Genomic DNA, 18906 nt, shown 5'->3' with positions numbered 1-18906 from the left:
GGAGAACATCTGGCTCAGGACCAAGCGGTACAACGCCAGTGGAACGGTGGCCTCGGGCACCGGCGGGGTCTGCTACCTCTACTTCCCGGCGCAGCCGACGGCGCGCCAGCGGCAGGCGCTCGCGGCGGTCGGCGTGCGCTGAGCCCGCGGGTGGCACGGCCCCTGTGGCACCGGGGGCCGTGCGCCTGTGACCAACCTCTCCGCGGCGCGGGCCGTCGGCGGTGGCATGGTGGACAGCACGGTGGGGGAATCCGTCCAGCGCAGCCGACCCAGTGAGACGCCATGACCGCACACTCAGCCGCCACCGCCCGCACCCGCACCGGTGGCCCCCGGGACAACGGGCCGAAGATCGTCGAACACGTGGTGGGCTGGGCCCTGGTCGTGGTCCTGGCGATGCTCGTGACCCAGCTGGGCCTGCTGTGACGTTCTGACCCGCGGCGGAGTCCCGGGCCCCTTCAAGGCAGGGTCCGAACCGGACACCGCCCGACTGCGCGCCGCCGTCGGGCCGTGGACGCGTGCACCGCACCGATCGGCAGCCGCCGCCGGGGGCCCTGCGCGCCATCATCGACAGCCGTCGCGGCGGCCCTGGGTGACATCGCAGGGCCGGACCCCACCTGTCCGGCGCCGCCCGCGGGTCAGGCCCGCCGGGACGGCAGAGGCGGGACGCGGGCCCCTCGCCCCCGCCCCGCCTCGCCGTGCGCCGTGGGTCTAGCCGATGGCGTTGATCAGTTCGCCGTTCGAGGTGTCCCCGCTCAGCTCCCAGAAGAAGGTGCCGCCGAGGCCCTGCTCGTTCTTGTAGGCCATCTTGGTCGCGATGGTCGACGGGGTGTCGTAGCTCCACCAGTCGCTGCCGCACCTGGCGTACGCGGTGCCGCCCACCGTGCCGGTCGCCGGGCACTTGGTCTTGAGCACCTTGTAGTCGTCGATGCCCTGCTCATAGGTACCCGCCGCCGGGCCGGTCGCCGTGCCGCCGGGGGCGTCCTGGGTGACGCCGGTCCAGCCGCGGCCGTAGAAGCCGATGCCGAGCAGCAGTTTGTCGGCCGGTACACCGAGACCCTTCAGCTTCGCGATGGTCGCGGAGGTGTTGAAGTCGGCGTTCGGGATGCCGGAGTAGGAGGTCAGCGGCGAGTGCGGGGCCGTCGGACCGGTCGCGTCCCAGGCGCCGAAGAAGTCGTACGTCATCGGGTCGTACCAGTCGACGTACTGTGCCGCGCCCGCGTAGTCCGCCGCGTCGATCTTGCCGCCGCTGGAGGCGTCCGCGGTGATCGCCGCGGTCACCAGGCCGCTGGAGCCGAACTTCGAGCGCAGCGCCGCCATGACGTTCTTGAAGGCGTCCCGGCCGCTGGTGTCACAGGTGTTGCCGCAGGCGTTCGGGTACTCCCAGTCGATGTCGATGCCGTCGAAGAGACCGGCCCACTTGGAGTCGTTCACCAGGTCGTAGCAGGACTGGGCGAACCCGGCCGGGTCCTTCGCGGCCTCACCGAAGCCGCCGGACCAGGTCCAGCCGCCGAAGGACCACAGGATCTTCAGGCCGGGGTGCTTCTGCTTCAGCTTGAGGAGCTGGTTGAAGTTGCCGCGCAGCGGCTGGTCCCAGGTGTCCGCGACGCCGTCCACGGACTCCGCGGCGGTGAAGGCCCGGTCGGTCGCCGCGTAGGAGTCGCCCATCGCGCACTTGCCGCCGGTGACGTTGCCGAACGCGTAGTTGATATGGGTCAGCTTGTCGGCCGAGCCGGAGGTCTCGACGTTCTTGACGAGGTAGTTGCGGTCATAGACGCCCCATTCCGTGAAGTAGCCGACGACCTTGGAGCCTGCGGCGGCGGCCTTCGGTGCCGGGGCGGTGGCGGCGGCCGTGGGGGAGGCCGCCGTGGCACTGCCCGCGCCGGCCAGCAGCCCGGCGCCGAGGACGGCGCTGCACACGGCCGAGAGCAGCCCCCGCAGGGGGCGGCGGGAACGAAGGGAAACGTGCATCGGTGTGTCTCCTCGTGGGGGAGAGGGAACGCGTGCCGATTGGCATGAACGCGGTCAAGCGTTGATCCGAGAGGTTAGGAGGACTAGACCACTCGGGTCAATGGTTCGGACCAGTTTCAGGATCAGGGGCAGGTGGAACACCTCCCGGAGTAAGCGCTCGTTAACTGGTGACCGAAGAGTGCCGATCGGGCATACTCACAGCACACAGCCGCAGGCCGGCGCCTTCCGTGACCCGGGAGCGCGCGCCGCGACGGCGTGGGAACGACCCAGGCGGAGCCGCCCCACCCAAGGCGCGCGTTCGCCGATGCGCCCGACAAGGGAGGAGACCGTCGTCATGTCCGACCGCGCCCCTCGGTCCGTGGAGCGTCAGCTGCCCACGGACGAGGCCAGGGACCTGATCTCGCTCGTCCGCGAGATCGCCCACCGCGAGATCGCCCCGCGAGCGGCCGAGGAAGAGGACGCCGGGCGCTTCCCGCGCGAGATCTTCACCCTGCTCTCGGAATCCGGACTGCTCGGCCTGCCCTACGACTCCGAGTACGGCGGCGGTGACCAGCCCTACGAGGTCTACCTCCAGGTCCTGGAGGAACTGGCCGCGGCCCGGCTCACCGTCGGCCTCGGGGTCAGTGTGCACACCCTGGCCTGCTATCCGCTGGCCGCCCACGGCAACAAGGAACAGCGGGCCGAACACCTGCCCGCCATGCTCGGCGGCGGACTGCTCGGCGCCTACTGCCTCTCCGAGCCGTCCTCCGGCTCGGACGCCGCCTCCCTGCGGACCAGGGCGGTGCGCGCGGACGGGGTCGCCGCCCGGGACGGGGGCGCCGCCGGCGCGAGCGGGGCCGGGCGGGGCGGGGACTGGGTGATCGACGGCACCAAGGCGTGGATCACACACGGCGGGGTCGCCGACTTCTACACGGTGATGGCGCGTACCGGAGCGGCGGGAGCGCGCGGGATCACCGCCTTCCTGGTGCCCGGCGACGCCGCGGGCCTGAGCGCGGCGGCCCCGGAGAAGAAGATGGGCATGAAGGGCTCGCCCACCGCCCAGCTCCACCTCGACGGCGTGCGGGTGTCCGACGGGCGGCGGGTGGGCGAGGAGGGCCAGGGCTTCGCCATCGCCCTGGCCGCGCTCGACTCCGGGCGGCTCGGCATAGCCGCCTGTGCGATCGGGCTGGCCCAGGCGGCGCTGGACGAGGCCGTCGGCTATGCCGCCGACCGCCGGCAGTTCGGGCGGCCGATCTCCGACTTCCAGGGCCTGCGCTTCCTGCTCGCCGACATGGCGACCCAGATCGAGGCGGGCCGCGCGCTCTACCTGGCCGCCGCCCGGCTGCGTGACGCGGGTCTTCCGTTCGCCAAGCAGGCGGCCATGGCCAAGCTGCACTGCACCGACACCGCGATGCAGGTGACCACCGACGCGGTGCAGATCCTCGGCGGGTACGGCTACACCGCCGACTTCCCGGTGGAGCGCTACATGCGCGAGGCCAAGGTCCTCCAGATCGTCGAGGGCACCAACCAGATCCAGCGGATGGTCATCGCCCGTCATCTGGCGGGGCCCGAGGGGCGCTGAGCCGGACGGGCGTCGGGCCGCACCCGCTCCGGGCGCACTCCGCTCCGGGCGCACCCGATGGGGGCCGCGGTCCGGGGCGGGTACGGCTTCCGGCCGCCACGGGCGGATGACCGCGGCGGCCGGACGGACCGGCCGTCCGGGTCGACGTCCGGGTCGGCGTCCGAGTCCGGGTCGGCGTCCGGGTCCGTCCTGTTCCGCCTCTGGCTTCGTCCGGTTTGCTGACGTACCGTCAGCTCCACTGTCTCCTGGGGGATGCCGTGGCCGACGACCGTCCCGTACCGCTCGACGAGTACCCCGTCCACCAGGTGCCGCTGTCCATGAAGCACCTGGCCACCGGGGACCGGAACGCCTACGACCGCTGCATCTTCCACGTCCTCGACCACCACGGACGCGCCCTGCTGATCATCGGGCTCGGGGTCTACCCCAACCTCGGCGTGATCGACGCCTACGCCACTCTCCGGCTCGGTGACACCCTGCACGCGGTGCGTGCCTCGGACGTGCTCGGCGAGGACCGGATGCGGCTCGCCGTCGGCCCGCTCAGGATCGAGGTCGAGGAGCCGCTGCGCCGGCTGCGGCTGACGGGCGAGGGCGCGCTGTCGTACGACCTGACGTGGACCGCCGCCTTCCCCGCCGGGAGCCCCACCACCTCCAGCGCCGCGGCGACCGGCTGACCCTGGAGGGGCGCCGATTCGTCCAGGCCGGCACCGTGGCGGGCGTGATCCGGGCCGGTGACGAGGAACTGCGGGTCGATGCCGCCGAGTGGACCGGCACCCGTGACCGCAGCTGGGGCGTGCGGCCGGTCACGGGGGAGGAGGGCGGGCGGTTCGCCGAGGAGCAGCCGACCGAGGGCTTCCACTGGATCTGGTGCCCCGTCCGCTGCGCCGCCCTCCTCCCGGGCCCGTCATGGAGCGGGTCGCCGGGCGGGTGTCTCCGGACGTCATGCCCTATACGTACGAGGGGAGTTGGCTGCACGCGGCGAGCCCGGCGGAGCGCGCGCACCTGGAGGCCGCCACGGTGGGGCTGCTGGCGCGGCTGCATGATCAGGTGCCCCCGGCCGAGGCCGGGTTCCTCGCGCTGCCGGGCGACGGCGACTGCCTGCGGCGGCACGTCACCGCCCAGCGCGACTACTACGCCTGGGTGGTGGAGGGCCTGCCCAGGTCACCGCTGATCGAGGCCGCGTTCGACCGGCTCGCCGAACTCTGGCCACGGGAGCCCGTACAACCCGTGCTCACCTGGGGAGACGCACGCATCGGGAACGTCGTCTACGACGGCTTCGACCGTCGCCGTGCTCGACTGGGAGATGGCGGCGCTCGCCCCGCGAGAGGTCGACCTCGGCTGGACGGTCTACCTGCACCGCTTCTTCCACGATCTGACGGTGGCCGCTGGACAGCGCGGACTGCCGGACCTGCTGCGCCGCGAACGCGTCGAGGAGCGCTACGCCCGGCTCACCGGCCGCCCGCCCCGGGACATGGACTTCCACATCCTGTACGCCACCCTGCGGCACGCGATCGTGATGCTGCGCATCGCCTACCGGCAACTGCACTTCGGAGAGGTCGCCCGGCCGGCGGGCCCGGACACACTGATCCTGCACCACGACAGTCTGCGTGCCATGGTGCAGGGCGATTACCGGGACTGACCGGGCCGGTTCAGGCGGCCTGGCGGCGCATTTCCGGTACGCGCATCGGGCGCGAACTCGGGCCGCCGACGTGCGAGAAGGGCTGCGTCCGCCAGTTCAGACTCTGCGGCAGCGTCAGCAGGAGAGCGGTGTCCTGCTCCTGGGGGGTGACCGACTCGTCCGCGGACCGGGCCTCGGCGGCCGAACGGCCCGTGCCCGAGCACACCGTGAGGCCGAACGGGTTCCACGGCGAGGCGCACAGCGCGTGCTCCGGCAGGACGTCCTCGTCCGCCAGCAGGGCGATGGGCTGCGCGCAGTCCGGGCAGATCACCCGGTACATCTCGAAGGTGTCGTAGGCGTCGAGTTCCTCGATGTCGTCGGCGTAGGGTTCGACGCCCTCCGGCTGGGGCTCGACCGCCGGCTGCTGCCGTTTGGACGCGGTACGACCAGGGCGCTTAAGACTCTGCATGGGATTCTCCCCCTCGGGCTGGGCCGTGAAGGCGCTGCGGCCTCGACCACAGCAAGCATTTCCCGTCCGCTCTCGGCGGTAATCACGAGAACATTACGGAGCCAGTCCAAAGGCTGTGGCGTTCGTCACATGACGTTCGTTGCCGCCCGGTGCGGCGGATTTGTCCCTCCGTAACGCGGTCGCCGACCCCCGGAGGTGTCTCAAACCGGGTATGACCTGGGTTGCTCGGGTATCCGAGGAGATCGAGCGCACTGTAGGTTTTGGCGCCATGGAGGAGCTGGACCGTCAGATCGTGCAGCTGCTCGTCACCGACGGGCGGATGAGCTACACAGACCTGGGCAGGGCCACCGGCCTGTCCACGTCGGCCGTGCACCAGCGGGTGCGCCGGCTGGAACAGCGCGGAGTCATCCGCGGCTATGCCGCGATCGTCGACCCCGAGGCCGTGGGGCTGCCCATGACCGCCTTCATCTCGGTGAAACCGTTCGATCCCAGCGCGCCCGACGACATCGCGGACCGCCTCGCCGGTGTCCCCGAGATCGAGGCGTGCCACAGCGTCGCCGGCGACGAGAACTACATCCTCAAGGTGCGCGTGGGCACACCGCACGAACTGGAGGAACTGCTGGCCCGGCTGCGGTCGCTCGCGGGCGTGTCCACGCGTACCACGGTGGTCCTGTCCACGCCCTACGAGGCCCGGCCGCCGAAGATCTGAGCCGCGGGGTGGCGCGGCGCACCGAGCCGCGGGGCGGCACGGCGCACCGCACGATCCTCTGAGGTCTCTGTCTCTGGTCTCGGGTCGCTGGTCGTTGTCTCTCTGGTCTCTGCCGTCGCTGCCTTCTCCATCTGATCTGCCGTCTCCGTCGGCTCGGCGGAGACGGCGGTCTCGGCGGCCCCGGCGGACCCGGCGGACGTGGTGGCCCCGTCGGTGTGCGCCCGGCGGCGCCGGTGCGGACGGGCGCACCCGTCCGTATCCGCCCGGTCGGCGAGTGCCCCCGCGGTGCGCCCCGAGTGCCGTGCGGCCGGTGATCCGCGAGAGACTGTGGGGCATGAGCGAGCGACCCTCCGACCCGAAGACCGTTCTCCTGCGTCGAGGAGAAGTGCACAGTCCCGCCGACCCCTTCGCGACCGCGATGGTCGTGGAGCACGGCCAGGTCGCCTGGGTCGGTTCCGAGGGCGCCGCCGACGCCTTCGCCGAGGGCGTCGACGAGGTGGTCGACCTGGACGGCGCCCTGGTCACCCCGGCCTTCACCGACGCCCATGTGCACCTCACCTCCACCGGCCTGGCCCGCACCGGCCTCGACCTGTCGGCGGCCCCCACCCGCGAGGCGGCACTGGCCCTGGTGCGTGAGTTCGCCGCCGCCCGCCCGGGGGACCGGGTGCTGCTCGGACACGGCTGGGACGCCGCCCGCTGGCCCGGCGGCCGGCCCCCGACCCGCGCGGAACTGGACGAGGCCACCGGCGGGCGCCCGCTCTACCTCTCCCGCATCGACGTCCACTCGGCCGTCGTGAGCACCGCCCTGCTGGACCTGCTGCCGGACCGGATCACGCGCGAGGACGCCCCGCTCACCGGCGACGACCACCACACCGTGCGGGCCGCGGCGTTCGCGGCCGTCACACCCGCCCAGCGCACCGAGGCGCAGCGGGCCGCCCTCGCGCACGCCGCCTCCCTCGGCATCGGCACCCTCCACGAGTGCGGCGGCCCGCGGATCTCCTCCGAGGACGACTTCACCGGCCTGCTGGAGCTGGCCGCGCGGGAGCCCGGCCCGCGCGTCGTCGGCTACTGGGCCGAACAGGCCGACGAGGGCGTCGCGAAGGCCCGGCAGCTGGGAGCGTTCGGCGCCGCGGGCGACCTGTTCGTGGACGGCGCCCTCGGCTCGCACACCGCCTGCCTGCACCAGCCCTACGCCGACGCCGACCACACCGGCGTCGCCTATCTCGACACCGCCGCGGTCACCGCGCACGTGATCGCCTGCGCCGAGGCGGGGATCCAGGCGGGCTTCCACGCCATCGGGGACGCCGCGGTGACGGCCGTGGTGGAGGGCGTGCGCGCCGCCGCCGACAAGATCGGTCTCGGCCGGGTCCGCGCGGCCCGGCACCGGGTGGAGCACGCGGAACTCCTCACGCCCGAGACCATCGCCGCCTTCGCCGAACTGGGCCTGACCGCCTCCGTCCAGCCCGCCTTCGACGCGCTGTGGGGCGGTGCGGAGGGCATGTACGCCCGGCGGCTCGGCCCGGAGCGGGCCCGTGCGCTCAACCCGTTCGCGGCCCTGCTGCGGGCGGGCGTCCCCCTCGCCCTCGGCTCCGACAGCCCCGTCACCCCCCTCGACCCCTGGGGCACGGTCCGCGCGGCGGCCTTCCACCGCACGCCCGAGCACCGCATCTCGGTACGCGCCGCGTTCACCGCGCACACCCGGGGCGGCTGGCGGGCCGTGGGCCGGGACGACGCGGGCGTCCTGGTGCCCGGCGCGCCCGCGGACTACGCGGTGTGGCGCACCGACGAACTGGTCGTGCAGGCACCGGACGACCGCGTCGCACGCTGGTCGACGGACCCGCGTTCGGGCACGCCGGGACTGCCCGACCTGACCCCGGGCCGTGACCTGCCGGTCTGTCTGCGCACCGTGGTGGGCGGGCGGACGGTGTTCGTAGGGCCGGGCGAGTGATCTCCCGGGGTGGCGCGGCGGCGATCGTCGTCCGCCGTCGCGTCGCGCGACCTGCGCATCCTCCGCGACGTCCTGGGACGGACAGGTATCCATGCAGGTCAAACGGCTGTTGACAGCCTGCGGCCGGGGGCCGGTAGGTTCGGCCGAGTCCACCACCGGACGCCCGACCGGGGAGCTTCCGCGCACTTGTCGCAGCGCCGCTGGGTCAGGGACGGTGTGCCGCACGGTGCACCGTCGCTGGGAGCCAGGCTCAGCGCCCGCGCCGACGAGGGAACGTTCCGGCCGGTCGGGGAGGTGCGACCCGGGTGGGGCCCGGACGCTCAGTAGACAACGGCTTTCGGTCGACCCGCAGCCAGCGGGTCCCAGGTCGGCCCGAAGGGCGCCGGGCCTCCATCCGCAGCGGGAACCCGCGCCGGGCGCGTGCTCTTACCCCGCTCTTGCGGAATCGACACCGCCACACAAACCAGTCAGCACGTCATCGCAGGCGACGGCCACTATGGTGGACCCCTGCGTACGACATGAAGGGACAGCAGTGAACGACGGCGACGGGACCCCCGCGGCTCAGTCCGGGGGAAGGCAGTTCGGTCCGCTCGGTACGGCTTTGGTGATCATCCCGACCTACAACGAGGCGGAGAACATCAAGGCGATCGTCGGCCGGGTACGCAAGGCCGTCCCCGAGGCGCACGTGCTGGTGGCCGACGACAACAGCCCGGACGGCACGGGCAAGCTCGCCGACGAACTCGCCGTCGCGGACGACCACGTCCAGGTGCTGCACCGCAAGGGCAAGGAGGGCCTCGGCGCCGCCTATCTCGCGGGCTTCCACTGGGGCCTGGAGCACGGCTACGGCGTGCTGGTCGAGATGGACGCCGACGGCTCCCACCAGCCCGAGGAACTGCCCCGTCTGCTGACCGCGCTCAAGGGCGCCGACCTGGTGCTGGGCTCCCGCTGGGTGCCGGGCGGCCGGGTGGTGAACTGGCCCAGGAGCCGGGAGTTCATCTCCCGCGGCGGCAGCCTCTATTCGCGGCTCGCCCTCGACCTGCCACTGCGCGACATCACCGGCGGCTACCGCGCCTTCCGCCGCGAGACCCTCGAAGGTCTCGGTCTCGACGAGGTCTCCTCCCAGGGCTACTGCTTCCAGGTCGATCTCGCCCGCCGTGCCGTCAAAGCGGGCTACCACGTCGTCGAGGTCCCGATCACCTTCGTCGAGCGGGAACTGGGCGACTCCAAGATGAGCCGCGACATCCTCGTGGAGGCCCTGTGGCGGGTCACCTCCTGGGGCGTGGGCGAACGGGTCGGCAAGATCACGGGCAAGGGCAATTCCTGACACTCGGCCGGAGGGGGGCCTGAGGTCACGGTGGCCCGTGCCCCTTCGGGCGTCGGCCGCCCCCTTGTCCCGTACAGAGCAGGACCCAGGCACACTGGGAGTATGACGACTGGCGATCAGACCCCTCCGCCCTCCGCCCGGCCCCGCCGCTCCCGACTGCGCCGGTATCTGCCGCTGGGCATCGCCGTCTGGTTCGTGCTGGAGATCTGGCTGCTGACCCGGGTCGCCGGAGCGGCGGGCGGTCTGACGGTGTTCCTGCTGCTGGTGGCCGGCGTCGTGGCCGGTTCTGTGGTCATCAAGCGGGCGGGCCGCCGCGCCTTCCGGAGCCTGAACGAGGCGATGCAGCGCGGTGGTTCCCCGGAGCGCGGCGGCGGCAACGGCCTGATGATGCTGGGCGGCCTGCTGCTGATCATCCCGGGGCTGATCTCGGACGCGGCGGGTCTGCTGCTGCTGATCCCCCCGGTCCAGCAGGCCGTGAGCCGGTACGCGGAGCGAATCTTCGAGCGCCGTCTGCGCAAAGCGGCCCCGGGCTCCCTGGGCGACGCTTTCCAGCAGGCCCGCATTCACCGTCCCGACAGCAAGGTCGTCCAGGGTGAGGTCGTCAAGGACGACGCCGACGCACCGGGGGACGCGACGGGCGAGCCCCGCCCGCCCCTGACCCGCTGAGGCCCGCCGCGCCCTGCGCCGCCCCTGTTCCTGCTGCCCCCGTTCCTGCGGCGGCGGGATGACGCAGAACCGCGTGACGCAAAACGGTGGGACGCAGAACGGTGGGACGCAAAACCGCGGGCGCCGTACGTCTGACTCACGTACGGCGCCCGCGGTAGTTCACGTGCGTGGTTGTCCGGCTGCTCGCTAGGCGGACTTTCGGCTGTCCCGGGGATGAATCGCGATGTTCATCGCCCCGGAGCGCAGGACCGCCAGACGCTCCTCAAGGACCTCTTCGAGCTCCTCGCGGGTGCGCCGCTCCATCAGCATGTCCCAATGCGTGCGCGCCGGCTTGGCCTTCTTCTCCTCAGGGCCGTCGCCGTCCACGAGGAGTGCCTGGGCACCGCAGACCTTGCACTCCCACTCCGGCGGGATCTCCGCCTCGACCGAGAAGGGCATCTCGAAGCGGTGCCCCTTCTCGCATGCGTACTCCACGGCCTGGCGCGGGGCCAGGTCGATACCGCGGTCCGTCTCGTAGCTGGTCACCACGAGGCGGGTACCGCGAAGAGCTCGCTCACTCATGAATCGTGCCTCCCGGGCTTGTCGCCCACAGGACAGGTGTCGCTGTCGTCGTCATCCGGTCAACGTCCGGTCGGCGGTAAAGATTCCCGTCCCGAGTCCCGTTCCGGGTCATGCGTCGCCGTCGTAGCCGCAGCCTTGTCAACCAGTGCAGTACCCATCGGCGCCTGGTTTGTCACATCTACTAGCAGATGTCACCCAGCGTTTCGGTAACTCTGACGCGCAGTAACGGTACGCCTGGCAGGCCAAACGCGTACACTACCGTCCTTTGGCGGCGAGCGCTAAATCCGTGCTAAATCTTCCCCGGGACCGGGTTCCCGGCCTCGCCGATCGCCCTGCGCACGGGAACCCGTGCGAGCAGCGCGAACCCGATGACGAAGAAGGCCACCAGGGAGACGATCGCCGAGCGGTAGCTGCCGGTCAGCTGGTAGGTGAGACCGAACAGCAGCGGGCCGAGCCAGCTCATCCCGCGGTCGCTCACCTCGTAGGCCGCGAAGTACTCGGCCTCCTTGCCCGGCGGGACGAGGTGCGAGAACAGGGACCGGGACAGCGCCTGGCTGCCGCCGAGCACCAGCCCGATCCCGGCGGCGAGCACGAAGAACCACACCGGCGCCCCGGCGGGCAGGAAGTATCCGGCCGCCAACGTGAGCGTCCACGCGACGAGCGAGCCGAGGATCGTGCGCTGCGCGCCGTAGAGCCGGGCCAGCCGCCCCATCGCCAGCGCTCCCGCCACGGCCAGCACCTGGACCAGCAGCACCGCCACGATCAGCGTCGACTGGCCGAGTCCCAGTTCCTCGGAACCGTAGACCGACGCCTGTGAGATCACCGTCTGGATGCCGTCGTTGTAGACGAGGTAGGCGAGCAGGAAGGCCAGCGTCAGCGGATGCCGGCGCATGTCGCGCACGGTCGCCGCGAGCTGCCGCAGCCCGGGGGCCGTGACGGCGGCGACGGTGGAGCGGCGGTCGCGCAGCCGGCGCAGCGGCACGAGTGTGAAGGCGCCCCACCACAGGCCGGCCGAGGCCAGGCAGATCCGCACGGCGGCCGTCTCGGACAGGCCGAAGGAGTCGTGTGCCGAGTAGAGGACCAGATCGACGACCAGCACCAGGGCGCCGGCCGCGTAGCCGAAGGCCCAGCCGCGTGAGGAGACCGCGTCGCGCTCCTCGGGCCCGGCGATCTGCGGCAGATAGGAGTTGTAGAGCATCATCGCCACGGACTGCGCCGCGTTCGCGACGATCAGCAGCAGCCCGCCGAGCAGATAGCGGTCGCCGTCCAGGAAGAACATGGCCGTCGTCGCCGCGGCCCCGGTGTACGCGGCGGCCGCGAGCAGGTGCTTCTTGCGGCCGGTGCGGTCGGCCAGGCCGCCCGCCAGGGGCATGACCACGACCGCGAGGATCACCGACAGGGACACCGAGTAGGCGAAGAACGAACCCGCCCGCACGGGTATCCCGAGCGGGTGCACGAAGCCGTCGGAGTCCGCGGCCGCTTCGGCGACCGAGGTCAGATAGGGACCGAGGAAGACGGTCAGGACACTCGTCGAGTAGACCGAGCACGCCCAGTCGTAGAAGTACCAGCCGCGCTGTTCGCGCCGCCGTTCGGCGACGTCGGCCGCCCCCGCCCGCACGGTCTGCGTGCTCACCCGTGCCCTCGCTTCCCCGCTGAAGGTGCCGCCCTGAAGGTGCCCGCGCACGGGCCCGGTCGGGACGGGGGCGGTCAGGCCCAGACGCCCCGGTCCTCCATGACCTTGCGCAACGTGTCGATGTGATCGGTCATGATGCCATCGACTCCGAGGTCGAGGAGCCGGTGCATCCGTTCCGGTTCGTTGACCGTCCACACGTGCACCTGAAGCCCCCGCGCGTGTGCCGCGCGGACGAAGCGGCGGTCCACCACGGGGATGCCCGACTGGGACTCCGGGACCTGCGCGGCGACCGCGGAACGGCGCACGGCGGCGGGCAGCCCCCAGGAACGCAGTCGCAGCCCCAGCACGCCCCGGGTGCCGAACGACGTGGCGAGCCGCGGCCCGGCGCGCCGCTGGGCGCGCACCACCCGCCCCTCGGAGAAGGAGCCGACACAGATCCGGTCCCAGCAGTCCGTGCGCTCGACCAGGTCCAGGAACGGCCGCAGCGTCGGCTCCGCCTTGAGATCGACGTTCCAGCGCACCTCGGGGAAGGTCTCCAGCAACTCCTCGAAGAGAGGCACCGGTTCGCTGCCCGCCACGCGCGCGTCGCGTACGGCCGACCAGGGGAGGTCGGCGATCCGGCCCGCTCCGTCGGTGACCCGGTCGAGGGTGTCGTCGTGGAAGGCGACGAGCTTCCCGTCCGCGGTGCGGTGCACGTCCGTCTCGATGTACCGGTAGCCGAGTCCGACCGCGCGCCGGAACTGCGCCACGGTGTTCTCCAGACCGTCGGCGGCACCGCCCCGGTGGGCGAACGGGATCGGCCCGGGATGGTCGAGGTAGGGGTGGCGTCGCGGCGTGCTCACGGACGCAGTATCGCCCGTCCGGGTGACCCGGCGGCAACGGCCGCGCTGCCGCGGGATGCCGACGGAACGGCGAACACCCGCAGGAAGACCTGTGCCAGCGGCCCTATGGACAGCGCGTACAGGAAGGTGCCGACACCGACCGTGCCGCCGAGGGCGAAACCGGTGACGACGACCGCGACCTCGATCGCCGTGCGCATCAGTCTGATCGAGCGGCCGGTGCGCCGGTGCAGCCCCGTCATCAGGCCGTCCCGCGGACCCGGGCCGAGGCGCGCCGCTATGTAGAGGCCGGTCGCGGCGCCGTTGAGCACGATGCCCGCGAGCATCAGGGGGATCCGCACGGCGAGCGTGCGCGGCTCCGGGACGAGGGCGAGGGTGCCGTCCATGGCGAGTCCGACGGCGACGACGTTGGAGACCGTGCCGAGGCCGGGGCGCTGGCGCAGCGGGATCCAGAGCAGCAGCACCGCGGCGCCCACGGCGATCGACACCACGCCGATGGTCAGCCCGGTGAGCCGGGCCAGGCCCTGGTGCAGCACGTTCCAGGGCTCCAGGCCCAGGCCCGCCGCGACGAGGAGTGCCGAACTCGCGCCGTACAGCGCGAGACCGACGTACAACTGGACCAACCGTCGCCCGAGACGGCCGGGGCTGCGTGTGGACAAAGGAATACCCCCTGTATGGAGATGGTGGCCTGACTCATGGCACTCTGTGGCTGGGTAGGGAACCTCATCCAGGGCCAATCCGAGGCAGGTGGACTGATGTCAGTGGCGCAGTGGACCTCAGCGGTGGGTGCCGCGCAGCTCGCGCGGCTGCTCACTTCCCAGCAGGACCGCCCGGCCGGCCCCGGCACCCGCCGTCCGCCCGCCTACCGCGCGCTGGCCGACGGCGTCCGGCTGCTGGTGCTGGAGGGCAGGGTGCCGGTGGCCGCCCGGCTGCCCGCCGAACGAGAACTGGCCCTGGCGCTGTCCGTGAGCCGCACCACGGTCGCCGCCGCCTACGAGGCACTGCGCACCGAGGGCTTCCTGGAGTCCCGGCGCGGCGCGGGCAGTTGGACCGCCGTACCGGCCGGGAACCCGCTGCCCGCGCGGGGCCTCGAACCGCTGCCGCCCGAGTCGCTGGGCTCGATGATCGACCTCGGCTGCGCGGCCCTGCCCGCACCCGAGCCGTGGCTCACCCGGGCCGTCCAGGGCGCCCTGGAGGAACTGCCCCCGTACGCGCGCACCCACGGCGACTATCCGGCCGGAATCCCGCCGCTGCGCGCGATGATCGCCGAGCGCTACACCGCGCGCGGGATCCCGACCATGCCGGAGCAGATCATGGTCACCACCGGCGCGATGGGCGCGATCGACGCGATCTGCCACCTCTTCGCGGGGCGCGGCGAGCGGATCGCGGTGGAGTCGCCGTCCTACGCCAACATCCTCCAGTTGATGCGGGAGACGGGCGCCCGGCTGGTCCCCGTCGCCATGGCCGACGGGCTCGCGGGCTGGGACCTGGACCGCTGGCGGCAGGTGCTGCGCGAGGCGGCCCCACGGATGGCGTACGTCGTCGCCGACTTCCACAACCCGACCGGTGCGCTCGCCGACGAGGACCAGCGGCGCCGGATGGTGGACCTGGCCCGCTCGGCGGGCACGGTGCTCGTCGTCGACGAGACGATGAGCGAGCTGTGGCTGGACGAGGACCTCGACCGCGCGTCGCTGCCGCGGCCGGTGTGCGGGTTCGACCCGGCCGGCTCGACGGTGATCACGGTCGGCTCGGCCAGCAAGGCGTTCTGGGCGGGGATGCGCATCGGCTGGGTGCGCGCCGCCCCCGACGTCATCCGCAGCCTGGTCGCCGCACGCGCCTACGCAGACCTGGGCACCCCCGTGCTGGAGCAGTTGGCGGTGAACTGGCTGTTCGGCACCGGGGGCTGGGAGCAGGCCGCCGCACTGCGCCGCAGCGAGGCCCGGGAGAACCGGAGCGCCATGGTGGCGGCGGTACGGCGACAACTGCCGGACTGGGAGTTCGAGGTGCCCCGGGGCGGGCTCACCCTGTGGGTGCGGGCGGGCGGCCTGTCGGGTTCGCGGCTGGCGGAGATCGGGGAGCGGGTCGGGGTGCGGGTGCCCTCCGGCCCCCGCTTCGGCGTCGACGGTGCCTTCGAAGGCTATGTACGGCTGCCGTTCACCGTGGGCGGTGCGCTGGCCGAGGAGGCGGCGGTCCGGCTGGCGGCGGCGGCCCGCCTGGTGGAGTCGGGGGCGAGCACGGGGACGGAGGCACCGCGCACCTTCGTCGCGTAGCGCCGGGCGGCGGGTCGTCCTCGGCGCCGCCGTCCTCCGGGCACGTGCTCCGCCATCGGCGGTGGCGGGGTGTTCTTCGGCCGCGGGCCGGGGGTGGCCGGTCGCGCGGTTCCCCGCGCCACTGAGGGGGCGGTGGGCTGGACGGCCGGTTTTCGGCCGCGGTGGCGCCGCGTGGTGGGTTCACCTTCCTGCCGCCGCCCGTGGCCCGGAGTGCTCCCGGCCGCGGGCGGCGGTGGCGTCCGCCGGCCCGACCCCCACTGCCCTTGCACGGCCGGCGCGTTGCCCCCGCTCCGCCGTACCGGGGAGCCCCGGTCGCAGGAGCCGGTCGGAGGACGTCGGAGCAGAGGCGGGTGGATCAGGTGGGGCTCTCCGCCGCCACGGCGTCCGCCGCGACGGCCCTGGCCGGGGACGTCTTCGCCGACGTCTGCACGGGCGCCGTGTCCACCGGCGCCGTGTCCGCCGTCACGGTGTCGGCCGTCACCGTCACCGTGTCCGCCGGCGCTTTCTCCGTCGGCCCGGAATCGGCCCGGAGCTTCTTCAGCGGGATTGTCTCCACCGGCACCGGGAGCGCCTCCGTCCGGGCCGGATCCTCGTCCGCGGGAGCGGTCCGCGGCGGCAGCAGGGACAGCACCGCCTGCCGGTCGGCGTCGCTCGTGGCGTCGTCGTACGGGTCCGGGGTGGCGGGGACCTGGAGCCGGTGGACGGGGCCGTCGCCCAGCCGGGCGTAGCCGCGGCCCGGCGGCACGTGGACCGGCGCGGTCGTGTGCGGCAGCGCGCCGAGGACCGCGGCCAGGTGCTCCGGGGCCGCGGGTCCCAGCGCGACGCGCGCGCGTGTGTGCTGCCGTACGCCGTCGTCGAGCGCGTCCGCGTAGTCGAAGCCCTCGGCGACGACCACGGTCACATGGGCCGCGCGTCCGTGCCGCAGCGGGACCTGGAGCAGGGACTGGGGATCCGGGCGGCCTTCCGCCGCGGCCAGATGGGTGAGGGAGCCCGGACGGTCCAGCAGGATCCACAGGGGGCGTTTGGTGTCGTCCGGTGGCGGATGCCCGGCCTGCCGGGCCCGGTTGGCCGCGATCAGCCGCCGTTCCGTCTCGTGCGCGGCCCACTCCAGGCTGGCCAGTGCCCCGGTGAGTCCGCATTCGACGCCCAGCACCCCGTCCCGGCCGGTCAGACAGGCGTACTCGCCGGTGCTGCCGCCCTCGACGACCAGCACGTCGCCGTACCGGAGCGCCTGGAGGGCGACGGAGCGCAGCAGCGTCGAGGTGCCGCTGCCGGGCTGGCCCATGACCAGCAGGTGCGGTTCGGTCGAGCGGATCCCGGTGCGCCACACGACCGGCGGGACGTCACGCTGTTCGTCGCCGAAGCCGAGCGGCAGCGTGCGCTGGACCTCGGACGGGTCGGTGAAGCCGAGCACCGTCTCGCCCGGCGCGGTGACGAAACGCTGGGCCGCGATGTCGGTGGGCAGGGGGGCGAGGACGCTGACCGTGAGCTGGTTGGCCTCCTCGTCCCACCCGAAGCGGTACTCGCGGCCCCGCCCGGCCTTGGCGGCGAGCAGGTACTCGATCCGGGCCCGGGCCTCGGGCTCGGCGTCCGGGAAGTACGCCGGGTAGCGGATCACCAGGTGCCCCACGCGCCCCGCGTCGTCGAAGTCGTGGTCGGTGAAGGCGTTCTCCCAGGCCCCGCCGTGGATGAAGACCGGGGCGGGGTCGTCGGGGGACGAGAAATACGGCACCAGGGCCTCGTACAGCGACTGCAGGCGCTGCGTCTGGGACTCGTCAGGGCCCTCGGGCGCGGCCGGGGCGCGGTCCCTGCCGTGCCAGGCTGCCGCCGCCATCAGCGTGATGGCGGCGAGCAGCGGTCCGTACGGAGCGAGCGCCACGACCAGGACGACCGAGGCCACCAGGAACAGCAGTGGCCCGCGCTTGTCCTTGGGCGTGTCGGCCCACTTGTGCCGTCCGGCCGCGGCCAGACGGTTCAGTCCGCGGGAGACGGTGATCAGCGGGTGCAGGACGTCGGTGGCGCTGTCGGCCGCCGTCCTGGCCAGCTCCCGGCTCCTGGCGATCTGCGCGCTGCCGTAGCTCAGAATGCGGGGGAGAGGGCGCCGGGCCACTGCTGTCTCCTGACGGTGGGTGCGGGCGGGAGGAACGGCGTCAGAACTTGATGCCGCCGAGGAGGCTCGCCAGGCTCTCGCCGCCCGCTTTGATGCTCGGGGCGATGGCCGTACTGGCGAGGTAGAAGCCGAACAGGGACGCGACCACGGCGTGTGACGCCTTGAGTCCGTCCTTGCGGAAGAAGAGGAAGACGATGATGCCGAGCAGGACGACGCCTGACATGGAGAGAATCATTTGAGGTCTCCTGGTGTCGAGGGGGGACAGTCACCATGAGTACTTCCAGCATCACAGGGTGTATCTATACGACAAAAGGTGCAATTGGGTGAAATCTGGCTGATTTCCCCCAGGTGGCCGAGCCGCCTTGGCCCGGTCGAGCAGGACTCGCCGGACCGACGGGCGTGGCTCGTGCAGCCGGTGGGGACTCGCGATGATCTTTACCTCGGGCGCATCCGGTCATGTGCCCCCCGGCGGCCAGTACGCTGGCGATTCACCCGTACGGCCGGGCCCCGCCCGCTGCCGTAGGCTCTGTCAGTTCCGCAAAAGCCCTGAAGGAGAGGTGGTCCGGCCGATGAGTGAAGCCCCCGACCCCGATGTCGTGGAGCTGGCGACCAAGATCTTCGATCTGGCCCGGCAGGGGCGGACCGAGGCACTCGTGGCGTACGTCGACGCGGGTGTTCCGGCCAACCTCACCAACGACCGCGGCGACTCGCTCGTGATGCTCGCCGCATACCACGGCCACGCCGACGCGGTGCGTGCCCTGCTCGCCCGCGGCGCGGAGGCGGACCGGGCCAACGACCGGGGGCAGACCCCGCTCGCCGGCGCCGTCTTCAAGGACGAGATGGACGTCATCAGGGCCCTTCTCGACGGCGGTGCCGACCCCGCCGCGGGCACTCCGTCGGCCGTCGACACCGCCCGGATGTTCGGCCGGACGGAACTCCTGGACATGTTCGGGGCCCACTGACCAGACCATTCTGACCAGGCAGAACAGGGAAAAATGGGGGAGGCGGTGACAGGCCGCCGGAAATACGGTCGCGGCAGGAGAAACCCGCGAGTCATCATGACGACGTGGTTCACGGACGCGATGGCTGGGCAGGTGTTGCCGCACCGCGCGGACCGTGCTGCGGTCCGCATGGGCCACCGACGAGAGGCAGAGGAAGATGGTCTACAGCAAGCAAGAGACGGCGGGCGCCCCGACGTTGTGTCACGCGGCCAGGTAGTGCGTGTTTCCCGGT

At 72.5% G+C, this 18906-nt stretch carries 16 protein-coding genes and 3 pseudogenes; 11 read left to right on the top strand and 8 right to left on the bottom strand.

The features are described 5' to 3' along the window. Nucleotides 1–142 (top strand): annotated as a pseudogene (locus ACFC09_RS37280) (peptidase C39 family protein); the annotation flags it as partial. Nucleotides 143–282: 140 nt separating this feature from the next. Further along, nucleotides 283–423 (top strand): SCO1431 family membrane protein, encoded by a 141-nt coding sequence (locus tag ACFC09_RS37275; protein ID WP_376535942.1) that lies wholly within the window; start codon nucleotides 283–285, stop codon nucleotides 421–423. A gap of 285 nt (nucleotides 424–708) precedes the next feature. Here ACFC09_RS37275 and ACFC09_RS37270 read toward each other — a convergent pair whose 3' ends face one another. Further along, nucleotides 709–1968, bottom strand: coding sequence for a glycoside hydrolase family 18 protein (locus tag ACFC09_RS37270; RefSeq protein ID WP_376535940.1), 1260 nt, complete (start codon nucleotides 1966–1968; stop codon nucleotides 709–711). Nucleotides 1969–2302: 334 nt separating this feature from the next. On the opposite strand from ACFC09_RS37270, the gene ACFC09_RS37265 reads away from it, so the two are divergent. The 3 genes and pseudogenes from ACFC09_RS37265 to ACFC09_RS37255 form a co-directional block, all read left to right on the top strand. Next, complete coding sequence (locus tag ACFC09_RS37265) at nucleotides 2303–3529, top strand: acyl-CoA dehydrogenase family protein (protein ID WP_376535938.1); 1227 nt, start codon at nucleotides 2303–2305, stop codon at nucleotides 3527–3529. A 257-nt stretch (nucleotides 3530–3786) separates the two neighbouring features. Then, nucleotides 3787–4406: pseudogene (locus ACFC09_RS37260) on the top strand (hypothetical protein); the annotation flags it as partial. A 20-nt stretch (nucleotides 4407–4426) separates the two neighbouring features. Continuing rightward, nucleotides 4427–5165 (top strand): annotated as a pseudogene (locus ACFC09_RS37255) (phosphotransferase family protein); the annotation flags it as partial. A gap of 10 nt (nucleotides 5166–5175) precedes the next feature. Here ACFC09_RS37255 and ACFC09_RS37250 read toward each other — a convergent pair. Continuing rightward, nucleotides 5176–5613 (bottom strand): hypothetical protein, encoded by a 438-nt coding sequence (locus ACFC09_RS37250; protein WP_376535936.1) that lies wholly within the window; start codon nucleotides 5611–5613, stop codon nucleotides 5176–5178. 268 nt (nucleotides 5614–5881) lie between these two features. On the opposite strand from ACFC09_RS37250, the gene ACFC09_RS37245 reads away from it, so the two are divergent. The 4 genes from ACFC09_RS37245 to fxsA all read left to right on the top strand — a co-directional run bounded on the left by ACFC09_RS37245 (nucleotide 5882) and on the right by fxsA (nucleotide 10260). Further along, complete coding sequence (locus ACFC09_RS37245; protein ID WP_376535934.1) at nucleotides 5882–6322, top strand: Lrp/AsnC family transcriptional regulator; 441 nt, start codon at nucleotides 5882–5884, stop codon at nucleotides 6320–6322. A 334-nt stretch (nucleotides 6323–6656) separates the two neighbouring features. After that, nucleotides 6657–8270 (top strand): amidohydrolase, encoded by a 1614-nt coding sequence (locus ACFC09_RS37240; protein ID WP_376535932.1) that lies wholly within the window; start codon nucleotides 6657–6659, stop codon nucleotides 8268–8270. Between the two features lie 532 nt (nucleotides 8271–8802). Continuing rightward, complete coding sequence (locus tag ACFC09_RS37235; protein WP_376535930.1) at nucleotides 8803–9594, top strand: polyprenol monophosphomannose synthase; 792 nt, start codon at nucleotides 8803–8805, stop codon at nucleotides 9592–9594. Nucleotides 9595–9696: 102 nt separating this feature from the next. After that, nucleotides 9697–10260, top strand: coding sequence for an FxsA family membrane protein (gene fxsA, locus ACFC09_RS37230; RefSeq protein ID WP_376535928.1), 564 nt, complete (start codon nucleotides 9697–9699; stop codon nucleotides 10258–10260). 186 nt (nucleotides 10261–10446) lie between these two features. Here the strand turns inward: fxsA and ACFC09_RS37225 are convergent, their stop codons facing one another. From ACFC09_RS37225 to ACFC09_RS37210, 4 genes are all read right to left on the bottom strand, one after another. Continuing rightward, nucleotides 10447–10821 carry an RNA polymerase-binding protein RbpA gene (locus ACFC09_RS37225; RefSeq protein ID WP_010046329.1) on the bottom strand — a complete coding sequence of 125 codons (375 nt, stop codon included), beginning with the start codon at nucleotides 10819–10821 and terminating at the stop codon, nucleotides 10447–10449. Between the two features lie 289 nt (nucleotides 10822–11110). Continuing rightward, nucleotides 11111–12454 carry an MFS transporter gene (locus ACFC09_RS37220; RefSeq protein ID WP_376535926.1) on the bottom strand — a complete coding sequence of 448 codons (1344 nt, stop codon included), beginning with the start codon at nucleotides 12452–12454 and terminating at the stop codon, nucleotides 11111–11113. A 74-nt stretch (nucleotides 12455–12528) separates the two neighbouring features. After that, a complete protein-coding gene (locus ACFC09_RS37215) occupies nucleotides 12529–13296 on the bottom strand; it encodes a glycerophosphodiester phosphodiesterase (protein ID WP_376535924.1) in 768 nt (255 codons plus the stop codon). Then, entirely contained in the window at nucleotides 13293–13952 is a 660-nt protein-coding gene (locus ACFC09_RS37210) for a YitT family protein (RefSeq protein WP_376535922.1), read from the bottom strand. Before ACFC09_RS37210 ends, ACFC09_RS37215 begins: the two co-directional genes overlap by 4 nt. A 102-nt stretch (nucleotides 13953–14054) precedes the next feature. Here ACFC09_RS37210 and ACFC09_RS37205 point away from each other — a divergent pair, with 102 nt between their 5' ends. Next, a complete protein-coding gene (locus ACFC09_RS37205) occupies nucleotides 14055–15563 on the top strand; it encodes a PLP-dependent aminotransferase family protein (RefSeq protein ID WP_376535944.1) in 1509 nt (502 codons plus the stop codon). Nucleotides 15564–15918: 355 nt separating this feature from the next. Here the strand turns inward: ACFC09_RS37205 and ACFC09_RS37200 are convergent, their stop codons facing one another. Then, nucleotides 15919–17673, bottom strand: coding sequence for a hypothetical protein (locus tag ACFC09_RS37200; protein WP_376535920.1), 1755 nt, complete (start codon nucleotides 17671–17673; stop codon nucleotides 15919–15921). 40 nt (nucleotides 17674–17713) lie between these two features. After that, nucleotides 17714–17908 (bottom strand): hypothetical protein, encoded by a 195-nt coding sequence (locus tag ACFC09_RS37195; RefSeq protein ID WP_307619522.1) that lies wholly within the window; start codon nucleotides 17906–17908, stop codon nucleotides 17714–17716. Between the two features lie 334 nt (nucleotides 17909–18242). Here ACFC09_RS37195 and ACFC09_RS37190 point away from each other — a divergent pair, with 334 nt between their 5' ends. Next, on the top strand, nucleotides 18243–18635 hold the full coding sequence (locus ACFC09_RS37190; RefSeq protein ID WP_376535918.1) for an ankyrin repeat domain-containing protein: 393 nt from the start codon (nucleotides 18243–18245) through the stop codon (nucleotides 18633–18635). Nucleotides 18636–18906 lie beyond the last annotated feature (271 nt).

It is taken from the genome of Streptomyces sp. NPDC056161, assembly GCF_042268025.1.
In the GTDB taxonomy this organism is placed as follows: domain Bacteria; phylum Actinomycetota; class Actinomycetes; order Streptomycetales; family Streptomycetaceae; genus Streptomyces.
The sequence above is the reverse complement of the archived record's forward strand: the minus strand, read 5'-3'. Positions and strand labels throughout refer to the sequence as shown.